This window comes from Komagataeibacter kakiaceti JCM 25156 (assembly GCF_000613305.1).
Map to the genome: position 1 here is coordinate 1 of NZ_BAIO01000028.1, position 13132 is coordinate 13132.

Here is a 13132-nt window from a genome sequence, read left to right on the forward strand (position 1 = left end):
CGTGGACGCCGTGCTGGCCGCCATGGCCGCGAAAAACCCGGAAAAGCTGAACTGGCGCACGTCCATCGTTGACCTGATGAAGCTGCTGGGGCTGGACAGTTCCCTGACCGCGCGCAAGGAACTGGCATCCGAACTGCACTACACCGGGGATACGAACGATTCCGCGTCCATGAACATCTGGCTGCACGCGCAGGTGATGCAGAAACTGGCGCAGAACGGCGGCAGGGTTTCCCCCGACCTGCTGAAATAATACGGGACGGGACGCTTACCTGGCGGGCGGACAGGCGGGGGCCAGCGGGCACGACACGCCTGCCCGCCCGTTTTCCGTATTGGCCCCGCCAGAACCGACACGACACCCGCGACACGCGGCATGATGGAGGGATACGCGATGGAGACCGTGCCCGATTTCCCCTTGGCCGACAGCACCTCCCTGTTGTCGGACATGCCATCGGCCGCATCCGTTTCCAACGGGCTGGTATGGGCCATCGCCTGCCAGGCGGGCCATCGCCCCGTCCGCCTGGATGACGGGCAGATCGTGCATGCGCTGGAAGGCGGCTCCCCCCCCATTCCGGACTCATGGGTGTGGCTGCACTACGATATTGTCCATACGGCCAGCCGCGCCCACATTCAGGCCATACCCTGCCTGCCCGAAGAGGTGCGGCTTGCGCTGGGCAGCACCGATCGCGGCACCAATGTGGAAGCGGAAGGCGACATCGTGTACGGCGCGCTGCCGGGTTTTGACGATGCGATGTCGGAGGATGACAAGAACCTCTCGGCCTGGCGTTTCGCGGTGCTGCCTGACCTGCTGATCACCACGCGCCGCCAGCCGGTTCCGGCACTCGGGATGGTCTATCGGGCGCTGCAGCGCGCCGATTCCTTCGATTCCCCCGCCGAAGTGGTTGATTATACCTGCTGGAATTCGCCGATACCGTGCGGCGCAACATCGCCATGCTCGACGACAAGCTCGACCGGGCGGAGGATCTGCTGCTGACGCTGGACCAGCATACGGATTTCGGGCGCATAAGCGGGCTGATCGGGCGCGTGCGCCGCCGTTCGACCGAATTGCGGCGCGTCATCTCGCCCGTGGACCGTATTTTCCATAACGAGGATCTGGAGCTGCCCGAATGGGCGGAAGACGACATACGCGACCGCTCCCAGCGCCAGATTCACGCGGCCCTTGACGATCTTCTGGCCTTACAGGACCGCGCGCGCTCCCTGCAGGACGAACTGGCGTCGGGTCAGGCGGAAGAAACCAACCGCCGCCTTTACACCGTGTCCATCGTGACCACGCTCATGCTGCCCGCCACCTTTGTCACCGGGTTTTTCGGCATGAACACCGGCGGCATGTTCCTGGCCACGGGCGCTCTGGGCACGGTGGAGGCGGGTGGCATCTGCTTCATATTCATGATGATTACGTGGCTGCTGCTCAAGATCATGAAGCTGCTGTAAGCTGCTATTCATGTGGTATATGAAAATTTCGGGGAGTGTATCATCCCCTTCTTTTTCTGAAGAAAAAGAAGCAAAAAGACTTTTATTATTTTTTCATTATCTCCATTTCAGCACATGATGCTTAAACAGACAGAAGTTTTTTGGTTCTTTTTTTACAAAAAAGAACATAAACCCTATCGCGAATTCATCAGTCCCGACAGGATGGGAATACATATGACCGATACGACCGACCTCCCCCGGATCATTTCGATCACATCGCGGGACAGGGTGGACAGGCGGCTTTTTCCGGATGGTTTTTTCGATCTTTACGAAGTGCTCAGTTACCGGAACGCGGCGCAGATTCTGGCCGCGTCCTGCCCGGATGAATTCCGTGAACTGACGGAAACATTAATGAGATTCCGGATCGCCCCGGACGACATCATAGCAGGGGGCGGCAACAAGTCCCGCATCGCCAGGGGGGTGGAAGACCTGTTCCATCCGCTCGGCTGGCGCGAAACCCGTGTGACGGCTGACCTGCTGATCAATCGCATCACCTATACCGACCCATCCAAACGCGGCAGGGCAGCCCCCCGCCAGATCGAACATTATAAGATTGATGCCTTTGTTGATGGCCACAAGATTGATTTTGTCAAAAACCGCGTGGCCTTTGACATGGAATGGAATTCCAAGGACCAGACCTTTGACCGCGACCTGTACGCGCTACGCAGCTTTTATGATTGCAACATCATCGCGGCGGGTGTCCTGCTGACCCGCAGCGCCGAACTGGTGCCCGCCTTCAACGAACTCCAGAGCCGCTCCCCCACGGAAATGAGCAAGGGGAAATTCGGCGCATCCACCACATGGATGGGCAAGCTGACCTATCGCATCGAAGCCGGACGGGGCGGGGGCTGCCCCATTCTGGCCCTCGGTTTCAGGCCCGCCCTGATCGACGCCTTCGCGGCATGGAAAGACGCCCATCCGGTCATTCGCAACACCCCCGCCCTGGACGTGACCGAAACGGAAGATGACGAGACGGAAAGCTAGTCGGCACCCACGGGCGGCTTGGCCGCGTTACTGTCGGCCCCACGCTCGTTCGTGCTGTTATGCTTGTACGTCTCCCACGTAGGGGCGTAATTCTCGGCCTGATTGCCCCATACGGACCAGCCCTGACGTGGGCCACGGGCAAACATTTCCAGATACGGCCCCGGTGAGCAGGCTTCGATCAGGTCATACTGTTCATCGGGCTTGCGGCTGTGTTCCCGCTTGCGGGTCGCCAGATAGTTGACCTGGGTGCGGCCGGGCGCAAGCGTGCGGGCGTTTTTGCCCCGGACCCCGAACAGCAGGATTTCCGTGACATTGCGGAAGTAGAAGCCCACGCCCCGGCCATCGGAACCGCCATCCTTGCGGATTTTATGCCAGATGATGTTGGATTTGTACGTAAAGCCCCATTCCGACATCACCCGCAGGCCATCGGGCAGGAGCGCGTTGGGCACCCACAGGTACAGATGCGCGGTTTCCGCCGCCGCCTGCGCCACGGGCAGGGCGCAGATGTCATCCAGCGTCATGGTTTCATACCGGGTGAGGCGACGGTGCTCGGGCGCGACCTTTCCGGTCCGGTTCGTGAACTGCCAGGGCGGATCGGCCAGAATGGTCCGGGCCTTGCCCATGCCGACATCCGCCAGGAATTCCTGCCCGATATCCTGTGCTGCGCGGGTTCTGGGCATGGGGCACCGTTCGTATTCTGTTCACAACCAATCGCAAGGACAGCAACCGCCATCACGCCCTGTGATGGATACCGCCTGCGGGACTCAGGGGCAAATCATTTGAAGGCCCGGCCGGGAAGAATAGCTGTTCCCGCTGGCCCGTCCCCGCATGGGAAAGCGCCGTGATGTTCAGGGTTGGGCAGGCATCATGCCCGAAAAACAAAAACAGCGCCGAAGGGCTGTTTGAAACCGCTGATTTACCTGAAATCTGGAACAGCCGATGGGATTCGAACCCATGCCCCTGGCAAGAGCCAACAGGCCCTCTGACCATCTTTCCCCGGTTTCGATTCTGGATATAAAATACAGGATTATCAGGTGGGTATTTCCATCATCTTCTCTGGCCTTCACCCAGCTTTTCTCCCTCCCGCTTACCTGATGCCTGTATTCCACGGGACGGAATCTGGTCCTGCATATATCCCGGTCATTATGGAAGCGAGCATGAGAGCGCCATTTCTGTTTGTGGATATCGAGGCATCCTCCCTTTCCAACAGGAGTTATCCCATTGAAATCGGATGGGTCGATGAAAATGGAAAGGGCGAGGCCCATCTCATCCTGCCTCCCTCACACTGGACCGACTGGTCAGAGGAGGCCGAACGCTGCATGGCATTTCGTACGGCACTCTCGTGCGGGAGGGTCTAGCTGCTGACATCGTGGTGGAACGGTTTCTTGTCGTGGCGTCCAACCGGCGGCTTGTCAGCGATGCACCGGAATTTGACAAGCGGTGGCTCGAACGCCTGTGCCGCCAAGCCGGCAAAAAGGCACCCCCTGTTCTGCCTGTAGAAACAGCCTGGGCGGAGGCGATGGAAAAGACATTGAATGCCTTCACCTCCCCGCAGGAAAAGGCCGACCATGCGTTTTCCTGTCTGGCCAGGGCCAAGCAACGGGCGATGACGAACAGTCCCGTCCTCCATCGCGCGATGGCGGACGCACGCCACCTTTGGGCGGTATGGAGCGCCTTATCTTCCCCTGATTTCTGATTACGGCCTCGTACATGAAGTTATTGCCGTACCGGCAAAACAGGTTCTGGCGGCCACGCCCATCATAAACAAATATTGATAAGCCTTTGTAGATACTGGTGGTTGTGGTGGTGTATCCAGCAGGCTCATTACCGGACCTGAAGCAACCGGGGATTGTGGCCAATTGGCGGCCTCGTTCATCATGGACATGGCGTCCTTTCTGAATGGCGCTTGCGAGTGTCATGAAATATCCCCTCCGTCTGACGGTCCAGACGGATAATGGCCGCCTCCGTCCGGGTCGGGCGGAGCAGTCGGGAGAGGGATATGCGTTTCGGAAAGGTGGGCATTTTGATCAGGTTGGCTTGTTTGCTTGCCGGAAGCGCCGAGGACACCCCATGAAGTGGGGCCTGCTGGGACCAGAACAGCTTGCAGGGGCGCGTAGAACGCGGACCCTCGATTTGGGGGCGGCGGTCCGGACATTCAACGAACTTGCCGTGCCGGGGCTTGGAGGGGTCTGGTTTGCCAAACAAATCTTTCTGGCAACGCTCGGCGTCCATCTCGCGGACCGGTTGCGCGCCACCAGGCCCGACGTCAGGCCGATCAAGATTGCCAACACCATCGAGGCGCTTGCATGTCTGTGTGCATTTAAAAACAATAAATGGGCGGCAGACGCCCGTTTGCGCGGCCTTCAGAAACTACCCCGTGACGGTAAGCTCACTTTTTCACGTCTGGGCCTGTCACGTTTCTATGTCACGCAGCCAATGCGCATGGCGACGGGCGAGGCGCTTGCCGCGCTTGGCTTTGTCGCGCCAGGCAGCCAGCGCTTCAACAGCTTCCAATGCGCAAAAGCCGGTCTGGATTTGATTGATGCCGCGACCCGTTGCTTCAAGCCTCATAACGGGACGGTGGAAGGCTATCTCTACAAATGTGCCATGGCACGTGATGAGCCATTGCCGCAACACCCCCGCTCCGGGCGGCGCTCTCGCCTCTCGACCCGTTGCCTTCCGGCGCGCGGGACATCATTCGAGGCCAGCTTTGCAAGGACGCGGGCCAGGACTGGAAGGCGGCCCGCAGGGAAAATGCCCTCATGTGGGTCGGATCGCTTGACGCGGGTCACACGGCCACCTGGAACCACAGGCCGAATGAAATCGAAGTCAGTCACTGGGACGATCTCCGTCTGGGCGCGCTATTTTTTCGTGCGCGGGATGCCGCCATCGACACGCTGAATATCATCGAGGCCCATATGGCCTTCCTGGCCAAATCACTCATGACGCCTGATGCGCTGGGCAGATCACCCACCGTTCAGAAATCGCTTGAAATCCTGCGCGCGGCGGCACGGAGATTTCTTGATGAAAGAAAGGATCCGACCGAGGGGCACATGGCGACGGAATTCTGCCACCAATGTAACGCTCGGGATCCGGCTGTCATCATTCGCGCCCTTGTTCAGCGCGACAATCGGGTATTACGCCTTGGCGGGGATGATGTTGTGCCCGGGCCGGCCTTCTCCGAACAGCCTCAGACCGAACTTTACGATAAACAGGAAGAGGATGAGGCACCAGGCGCCGGAAAGGTGGGGCGCGTACCGGTTCCCGATGGAATCTCCAGCCGCATTCATAACCTTTATCTTCTCAATCTGGATCTTGACGGACAACTCGGGAAGTTTCTGAATCCGGCGGCGGGAGAAGCGCCATGAGCTTTAGCCCCTCCTCTCTGGCCCAACTATTTGAGCCGCCCGGGCAGCATCAGGGCGTCTTTGGCTGGCTTTGTGGTTACGCGGCCGACGCCAGCTTTCTGGAAAATGCCCTGGAGCGGTTTTCCGGCCTGACGCGGGCCCAGCGCGCGTATCAAGGCCGGATCTTTCTTGCGGTAATGCTTGATCCCGGAAACGTGCAAATTACGCCAGCGGCCATACCTGGGGCGCTTCACCTGGCCGCGAAGGATGTTCCGCGCCCTTTCAGGCTCCTGCATGCCAAGGTCGCCGTGCTCGGGTTCCAGAAGCAGAACGGTTTTATTCTGCGTGTCATCGTCTCAACCGGCAACTGGACACGCCAGACACTTGAAGAAAGCCTTGATCTCGCCTGGCATGTCGAGGTTTCCAGTCACGACGCCGAAACAGCCACCGCCCATCAAAACCGCACAGATCTGGCCGCCGCCTGGAGCCTTCTGTCGTCGCTCCGGGAGAACTTCGATTTGCGCCTTCTGGAATATGCCACAGGCAATGGTGGTGATACGGCCAATGCAGCCGCCAGATTTATCGAATGGACTGGCAGGTTAGGCCAACCCCGTCGCGGGTACCGCCCCCGCGTCTTCGATAACCGGCAGAAGTCCTTTTTCGCGCAACTCCCCCATCTTGTGGAGCAGCATGCAGGTCATGTCGGGCGGAACTATCTTGCCGTGGGATCGGGTTTTTACGAAGGGAACGGCTCCGGCGGCGCGTTGGTGCCGGAAAAGATATATGAAGCACTGCGAAAAAAAGGGCTTGTAACGAAAAGCTGCGAAAAAAACATTTTCGTCAATCCGGATGCCTGTCAGGCCATTGCCGAGAACCAGCCAAGGGACTGGGAAATTCGCGCAGCTGCGCAGCCGAAATACTTCGGGCCCGCTCCACGTTCACTGCACGCCAAGTTCATATTCAGTACCAATCGGCGCGAAGATTCCAATAAATGTGCCAGCCCCTGGATCTATCTCGGCTCGGGCAACCTGACCAATCCCGGCTTCATGAAGGTTGCCGGTCTGGCGGGAAACCTCGAAGCCGGTGTCGTGTTCGCCCCGCAATCCCTGAAATGGGCCGCGGAAGGCAGGAAAGACGACGGCACCGATATTGTTACCAACCTTCTCCCCATCCACCAGAATGACACATGTATCCTGCCTGCCCTTAAAGCGGGTGATGACATGGCGGAGCGTGAAGTGCTCTTCGTCGCAGCGCCGGTGGCCCTGTTTCTCTGGGATGAACAGGACGGCGGCGGGAAGCTCGGACCTCAAGGAGAGGTGACAGGACCCTTTGAGGTCATCGGGCCTGACGGGCGACCATGCAGGTGTGATGCATGTGGCGACATTCACTGGCCGGGCAGGCGCCCAAGGCAGGTAGCCGTGAGATGGTCCGACCGGGGCGATGCACGGACAGCCAATGTGCCTGTCGTGGACCATTATGGCCGCTATTGTGCCGCCGATCTCCCGGCGCTTGAACTGGAAGACGCCTGGCTCCAGCTCGCCAGTTTCCCGATGCCGCCTGATGACGAGGAACTGGCAGAGAGCGATACTGCTGACATTATCGACGGCGTTTGCGTTCCCGCGGCAGCCCAGCCGGGGTCATCCGCCACTTATCCGATCCGCCAGATGATGAGCCTGATTGAGAATATTGCCGTTAAGCAGGCTTCCATAGCTGAGGTGGATTGGGCGATGTGGTGCAACCGCATGGAGCAGGTTTTAACGCAGGCTAAGGATAGTGCGATCGTCAGGACATTCCAGGCGGGCAGGCTCAATCCCCTCCATCCCCTGTTTGTGGCGGCCTTCCGGCCGGCTTTTGCCGCGACCGGCAGCACACAGCAAGGCGCTCTCTACGAGAAAGCGCTCAATGCTGCGATCGCTGCTTGGCGGCTTGAAAACTGCCCGAAGCTTGGAGAACCGCTGTGAATCAGAAATTTCTGGGATGGGACAAGGTCGCGGGCCATCTCCGCGCCATGGCGGACAGGTCCACGAATTCCACTTCGCTCATCAACGACGGGCAACGCGCCAGCCTTCTGGCTATTGCCGACCGGATCGGCCGTAATGGCGTAATCCTGGCCGACGAAGTCGGTATGGGAAAGACCCGCATTGCAGTATTTGTGGCCAACGCGGTCAAACAGTGCGCAGGCCGGGTCGCTGTCGTTATTCCGCCCGGTCTAGGATTCCAATGGGCGCGGGAGTTCCATAATTGCGGATCTGATGTCCCGCCGGTCATTCGCAGCCTGCAGGGCTATTTCGAAGCCTGGAATGGCAGCGGACCGCCCTGGTCCGAACAACCTGTCGTCATGATTTCCCACAGGTTTTCCAACTGGAGATTCGGGGAAAACACACAGTCCTGGCGATGGTGCCTGCTACCGGAACTTTATGCCGCCGCCTGCCGATCGAGAGGGGAACGGACACCCAAAGGGTACCGTAACGCCTACGAACGTGACAGAAACGTCAACCAGGTCGCGCACGCAGCCTGTTCTATTGTGAAGGCCGTAAAAGAGAACAATGACGATCCGGCACGTCGGCGTCTGTCGGATTTGGAGAGCCTGGCGTTCAGAGACCTGCTCTCACCACAGGATTACGGCGCGAATACCGTTATTCGGGAGAAGCTTGAAAATGCTGTTGGCCTGGGGCTGGGGGCATTTGATCTCATCATCATAGACGAAGCCCACAAGAACCGTAAGCCGGAGGGCAGCCTATCTACGGTCCTTGAAAAAATCATTCTCAAAGGCCGCAACAGCCGTTGTCTGGCGCTGACGGCGACCCCGATTGAACTCAGTGACAAACAATGGGACAATATGCTCGCCCGGATGGATGCGACGACGGAGCAACGTGCGCTGGTTACTACGGCAGCACAACAATACGTAGAAGCAATACAACACCTGCAATCGGGATGGCGCACAAATAGCGAGGTACGGGAGGCATATCGGAAAGCCGCCGGGCAGTTTCAATCCACACTCTGCCCCTATCTCCTGCGGCGGGACAAGCGTGAAGACGCGGATGTGCGCGCGTTTGTGAGAGCCAGCGGAGAGTCTGAATATAGCTATCGGCAATTGCGTGAAATCGCGATCGATCTCAACGATCTGGATCCTGTCTGGCTTCAGGTGATCTGCGCGGCGGAAGCACTGTCCGTGGTCCGCGAAGAATCCATGAAAAATGCCAAAACACAGCGTTTGCGCCTGACAGTCGGAAACGGCCACGGCCTCACCGGCATTATCGACGAAGCATTCCGTGACGAGGCGAAGGACGAAAAACAGATTGAAGAAGACCAGCAGCAGGACAGGGAAGACGGGATGGACCTGGCGCCTAATGAAGAAAGGCCCATATCCTGCCGCTCAGCCTGGTGGCTCTCCCTCCTGAAAAAGATGCTGCCACAGGGCAAAGACGATTCGGAAATTCTGTTCTGTCATCCGGCAATCCAGGCCGCGGTCAGGGCTATCGAAGAGGAAACCGATCGTGGCGAAAAAGTGCTGGTCTTCGGACGGTTTACCCATCCGATGCGCGTGCTGGTGAATCTCCTCAACGCGCGGCAGATGCTCAAATCCATTGAACAGGGCATCCCCTGGCCCCAAAGCAAGGTGCATGAAGCCGAATGGCCCGCCGTATATGCTGCGCACAAGCAACTTAAATCAAAAGTGAATCTGGCCGAACTCAATGACCTTCTCTCCAAACGCTATAATCATGAAATCAGCCAGCGCCCGGTGCAACGTGAAAACCTGCTTTCGCGCATACGCAATGGTCTTCCCATGGACATTGCAGGTGGCAGAAGTCTTGCCATTCTCGATGCTGTCGTGCGTCAAACAACAGCAAATGACAGCGGAGACAATGTGCATGATCTGACCCTGCTGGCTCGAGCGATGAGTGAAAATACCGACCTGTCAAATTCTTCCGACGCAGAGCTGGCGAAAGTGTTCCTGGGCCTCGTCGAAGCGGCGGCTGATCGTGACGGCGTTGACGAAGATGGAGCGGATGAGGAGCAGGCGCATGACATATGGGAGACACTCAGGAAACATCTGAAGGAGGACTACTCGGGCCAGCGAGGAGGATTTGCCCGTCTGATGTACGGTGAGACCAGGCCGGAGGCGCGCCGTATGCTCCAATTTGCCTTCAACCGGCCGAACAGCTTTCCGCGCGTCCTCGTGGCGCAGTCCCTTGTGGGACGAGAGGGACTGAATCTCCACGAAAGCTGTCGAATCGTTGTTTTACTGCATCCCGAATGGAATCCGGGCGTGGTCGAACAACAAATCGGCCGCGTTGACCGCGTGAACTCACGCTGGGCGAAGGAGTTGCACCAGGCGATTGCTGACGGGAAAAAGGGAGCGGACCTGCCGCGCATCGAGATCCGGCCGATCATTTTCAAAGGCACCTATGACGAGCACAATTGGAACGTTCTTCAGAAACGCTGGGATGATTTACGTGCCCAACTGCACGGAGATGTACTTTCAGCGCATGTGCGGGAGGCTGAGAGCGCAAGAGGACATGAGGCATTCGATGAGATCACGGAGGCCAGACCAAATTTCTCACCGTGCATAAAGCATCCATGATGGTAGGACGGGGAGGAAGCAGGCTGTCGGGCCAGAAACCCGGGCCCGCGCCCGTGTCAGCAAAAATGATGATGGCCCCGGCCAGAAACGACGAAAGCCGCCTTGCGGCGGCTTTCTCGTATCCGACTTAATTTTCCGTGGAAAATCTGGAGCGGGCGATGGGATTCGAACCCACGACCCCAACCTTGGCAAGGTTGTGCTCTACCCCTGAGCTACGCCCGCGCTCCGTCTCGGTGAGGCGGTGTTTACGGTAAACCGGCAGGGTGCGCAAGAGGATAAAAATGCTTTTGGCGAATTTTTTTCATCCCCCCACAAGACGGTTGCGGGCATGGCGTGGAATGCCAATCTATCATGTAGCGACAAGAACCGGCCATCATGGGCATAAAGGCGCGTGCCGCCTCCTTTCCCCTGCTGGCCGCATACCGACAGGATAGAGAACCAGATGGACTACATTATCGGCCAGACACCCCGGCCCGCCAGTTCCGGTCCGGCCGCCGCCATGCCCGGTGGCGCGCCAGACCCGGTGATGGACGGCACCCAGAACACCTTCATGCGCGATGTGGTGGAAGCAAGCCGCGCGGTGCCGGTGCTGGTGGATTTCTGGGCGACATGGTGCAACCCGTGCAAGCAGTTGACCCCGGTGCTGGAAAAGGTGGTGCGCGCGGCCGGGGGGCGGGTGCGTCTGGTCAAGATCGATGTGGACGCCAACCGCGCGCTGGTGCAGCAGCTTGGCCAAGTCGGCCTGCCGCTTCAGTCAATCCCGCTGGTCGCCGCCTTCTGGCAGGGGCAGATTCTGGACATGTTTCAGGGCGCGAAACCGGAAAGCGAGATACGCCGGTTCATTGAATCCGTGCTGAAGGCGGGCGGTGGCGCGCTGCCGGCGGCGGACCTGATCGACGCGGCCCGCGCCGAGATGGAGGAAGGCCGTGCCGAGGCGGCTGCAGGGCTGTTCTCGCAGGTGCTGGAAATCGAGCCGGAAAATCCTGCCGCGTGGGGTGGCCTTGTCCGCGCGTTCATTGAAATGGGCGATGACGAAGGAGCCGAAACCGCGCTGAAGGACGTGCCCGAGGCCATCGCCAGCCATGCCGAAATCACCGGGGCGCGCGCAGCCCTCGAACTCAAGCGCGAAGGCCGCAAGGCGGCGGAGGAAGCCGAGGGAATCCGCGCGCGCATCGCCGCCAACCCGAAGGATTACGCCGCCCGTTTCGAACTGTCCGCCGCCCTGAACGCGGCGGGAAAGCGCGCGGAAGCCGCCGATGAGCTTCTGGCTATCATGAAGGAGGACAGGCAGTGGAATGACGACGCCGCCCGCCTGCAGCTTATCCGCCTGTTCGAGGCATGGGGCCAGACCGATCCCGACACCATCGCCGCGCGGCGGCGCATGTCCTCGCTGCTGTTTTCGTGACGCGGCATGACAGATGGGGAACCGTCGTAATCCATGACGACATTCCCCGCCGCATCCCCCAGCTTGGGGACATGACCCTGGCGGATTTTCCGGTGGAGCTGGGGCTGTTTCCGCTTGATGAGGCCCTGCTGCTGCCGCAGGGGCGCCTGCCGCTCAATGTGTTCGAGCCGCGTTACATCGCGCTGGTGGAGGACGCGCTGGCGGGCAACCGCCTGATCGGCATGATCCAGCCCCGCCCGCTGGACGGGATGGAAGACGCTGGCCCCGCCGATGACATGCCCGATGCCGGGATGGATGACGGCCACAGCGACACGCCGCCGCTGTACGGTATTGGCTGCGTGGGCCGCATCACCGCCATGACCGAACGCGCGGATGGCACCTACGCCATTACGCTGACGGGCATCGCGCGTTTTCGCCTGCTGCGCGAGACAGCGCTGCGCCGGGGCTACCGGGTGGGCCGGATCGACGTTTCCTCCTTCGTGGCCGACATGACGGACAGCGAGGATGACATCCCCTTCGACCGCGAGGGGCTGCTCAACGCGCTGCACGATTTCTGCGAGGCGCAGGGCGTGAGTACACAGTGGGACGCGCTGCGCCAGATGGACGACGCCGCCCTGCTGGTCACGCTGCCCATGATCTGCCCGTTTGGCACCGCGCCGCGCCAGATGATGCTGGAAGCCCCCACCCCCGCCGCGCGTGCGCAGATCCTGCGCAATCTGCTGGACGGGGCTGGACATGAACCCGACGAGGGTGCATCCCCCTCGTGACCGATGTCGCATGAATGATCGCAACCTGCATGGGATACGCCGCCATGACCGAAACGCCACCCGCACCGCCGCTTGATCCCCGGCTGCTGTCCATCCTTGTCTGCCCCGTGACCAAGGGGCCGCTGGTCTATGACCGTGAGGCCAGTGAACTGATCAGCAAGCGCGCGGGGCTGGCCTTTCCGGTGCGCGACGGCATTCCCATCATGCTGCCGGACGAGGCCCGCAAGCTGGACGCCTGAAGGGCGGAGCCAAAGCGAGGGGTCTGACCTGCCGGACCGGTCCCGGTGCGCGGCGGAGAGGATTCCCGAATACTTCGATACTGAGGGTTTCCGGGCGCTGGCTTTTTTCCAATAAAGGCGGCGTTCCCCGAAGTTTCACAGCCCCGACAGGACCATCAGACCGGGGCCGGAACCGCAACGCCATCTATCAGCCGCACCGTTCCCAGCCATGCCGCCGCCAGCAGGCGCGCGCGCGTTCCGGCGGGCAGTCCGGTCAGGGGTTGCAGGTCGGTCTCGGCCCGCAGTTCCACATACTCCACCGGATCGAAACCGGCGCT

Annotated in this window: 12 protein-coding genes, 1 tRNA gene and 1 pseudogene; 12 read left to right on the top strand and 2 right to left on the bottom strand. The window is 60.0% G+C overall.

The genetic code is table 11. From position 1 onward, the window contains the following. From JCM25156_RS03835 to JCM25156_RS03850, 3 genes and pseudogenes are all read left to right on the top strand, one after another. Positions 1 to 250 (top strand): DUF3597 domain-containing protein (locus JCM25156_RS03835; protein WP_025812196.1); only part of this gene is annotated, 250 nt, incomplete at its 5' end. A 147-nt stretch (positions 251 to 397) separates the two neighbouring features. Then, positions 398 to 1449 (top strand): annotated as a pseudogene (locus JCM25156_RS21335) (CorA family divalent cation transporter). Between the two features lie 213 nt (positions 1450 to 1662). Then, on the top strand, positions 1663 to 2472 hold the full coding sequence (locus JCM25156_RS03850; RefSeq protein ID WP_025812197.1) for a BglII/BstYI family type II restriction endonuclease: 810 nt from the start codon (positions 1663 to 1665) through the stop codon (positions 2470 to 2472). On the opposite strand, the gene JCM25156_RS03855 is transcribed toward JCM25156_RS03850, so the two are convergent. Then, positions 2469 to 3152, bottom strand: coding sequence for an MT-A70 family methyltransferase (locus JCM25156_RS03855; protein WP_025812198.1), 684 nt, complete (start codon positions 3150 to 3152; stop codon positions 2469 to 2471). The genes JCM25156_RS03850 and JCM25156_RS03855 overlap by 4 nt on opposite strands. Positions 3153 to 3629: 477 nt before the next feature. On the opposite strand from JCM25156_RS03855, the gene JCM25156_RS28585 reads away from it, so the two are divergent. From JCM25156_RS28585 to JCM25156_RS28595, 6 genes are all read left to right on the top strand, one after another. Further along, complete coding sequence (locus JCM25156_RS28585; RefSeq protein ID WP_148299308.1) at positions 3630 to 3830, top strand: hypothetical protein; 201 nt, start codon at positions 3630 to 3632, stop codon at positions 3828 to 3830. 32 nt (positions 3831 to 3862) lie between these two features. Beyond that, positions 3863 to 4168: a 3'-5' exonuclease family protein gene (locus JCM25156_RS29310; RefSeq protein WP_206777851.1), complete on the top strand. Its 306-nt coding sequence runs from the start codon at positions 3863 to 3865 to the stop codon at positions 4166 to 4168. 374 nt (positions 4169 to 4542) lie between these two features. Further along, the gene (locus JCM25156_RS28590; protein ID WP_148299309.1) at positions 4543 to 5373 is read left to right on the top strand and encodes a hypothetical protein; all 831 of its coding nucleotides are present in this window, start codon (positions 4543 to 4545) and stop codon (positions 5371 to 5373) included. A gap of 17 nt (positions 5374 to 5390) precedes the next feature. Further along, positions 5391 to 5840 carry a hypothetical protein gene (locus tag JCM25156_RS03875; protein WP_148299310.1) on the top strand — a complete coding sequence of 150 codons (450 nt, stop codon included), beginning with the start codon at positions 5391 to 5393 and terminating at the stop codon, positions 5838 to 5840. Then, a complete protein-coding gene (locus tag JCM25156_RS03880; RefSeq protein WP_025812202.1) occupies positions 5837 to 7780 on the top strand; it encodes a phospholipase D-like domain-containing protein in 1944 nt (647 codons plus the stop codon). Before JCM25156_RS03875 ends, JCM25156_RS03880 begins: the two co-directional genes overlap by 4 nt. Then, on the top strand, positions 7777 to 10404 hold the full coding sequence (locus tag JCM25156_RS28595; RefSeq protein WP_148299311.1) for a helicase-related protein: 2628 nt from the start codon (positions 7777 to 7779) through the stop codon (positions 10402 to 10404). The genes JCM25156_RS03880 and JCM25156_RS28595 overlap by 4 nt, the downstream gene beginning before the upstream one ends. Positions 10405 to 10551: 147 nt before the next feature. Here JCM25156_RS28595 and JCM25156_RS03890 read toward each other — a convergent pair. Continuing rightward, positions 10552 to 10626 (bottom strand) — tRNA-Gly (locus JCM25156_RS03890). A gap of 220 nt (positions 10627 to 10846) precedes the next feature. Here JCM25156_RS03890 and JCM25156_RS03895 point away from each other — a divergent pair. From JCM25156_RS03895 to JCM25156_RS03905, 3 genes are read left to right on the top strand one after another with little or no spacing between them, the layout of a single operon-like run. Further along, positions 10847 to 11809, top strand: coding sequence for a thioredoxin family protein (locus JCM25156_RS03895; RefSeq protein ID WP_025812204.1), 963 nt, complete (start codon positions 10847 to 10849; stop codon positions 11807 to 11809). After that, complete coding sequence (locus tag JCM25156_RS03900) at positions 11806 to 12576, top strand: LON peptidase substrate-binding domain-containing protein (RefSeq protein ID WP_025812205.1); 771 nt, start codon at positions 11806 to 11808, stop codon at positions 12574 to 12576. Before JCM25156_RS03895 ends, JCM25156_RS03900 begins: the two co-directional genes overlap by 4 nt. A 44-nt stretch (positions 12577 to 12620) precedes the next feature. Continuing rightward, positions 12621 to 12815 (top strand): Trm112 family protein, encoded by a 195-nt coding sequence (locus tag JCM25156_RS03905; RefSeq protein WP_025812206.1) that lies wholly within the window; start codon positions 12621 to 12623, stop codon positions 12813 to 12815. The last annotated feature ends 317 nt before the right edge of the window (positions 12816 to 13132 follow it).

What these genes read in the sequence shown, in the direction of transcription:
- JCM25156_RS03850 (WP_025812197.1), top strand. Translation starts at nt 1,663, where the DNA reads ATGACCGATACGACCGACCTCCCCCGGATCATTTCGATCACATCGCGG.
- JCM25156_RS03855 (WP_025812198.1), bottom strand. Translation starts at nt 3,152, where the DNA reads ATGCCCAGAACCCGCGCAGCACAGGATATCGGGCAGGAATTCCTGGCG.
- JCM25156_RS28585 (WP_148299308.1), top strand. Translation starts at nt 3,630, where the DNA reads ATGAGAGCGCCATTTCTGTTTGTGGATATCGAGGCATCCTCCCTTTCC.
- JCM25156_RS28590 (WP_148299309.1), top strand. Translation starts at nt 4,543, where the DNA reads ATGAAGTGGGGCCTGCTGGGACCAGAACAGCTTGCAGGGGCGCGTAGA.
- JCM25156_RS03875 (WP_148299310.1), top strand. Translation starts at nt 5,391, where the DNA reads ATGGCCTTCCTGGCCAAATCACTCATGACGCCTGATGCGCTGGGCAGA.
- JCM25156_RS03880 (WP_025812202.1), top strand. Translation starts at nt 5,837, where the DNA reads ATGAGCTTTAGCCCCTCCTCTCTGGCCCAACTATTTGAGCCGCCCGGG.
- JCM25156_RS03895 (WP_025812204.1), top strand. Translation starts at nt 10,847, where the DNA reads ATGGACTACATTATCGGCCAGACACCCCGGCCCGCCAGTTCCGGTCCG.
- JCM25156_RS03905 (WP_025812206.1), top strand. Translation starts at nt 12,621, where the DNA reads ATGACCGAAACGCCACCCGCACCGCCGCTTGATCCCCGGCTGCTGTCC.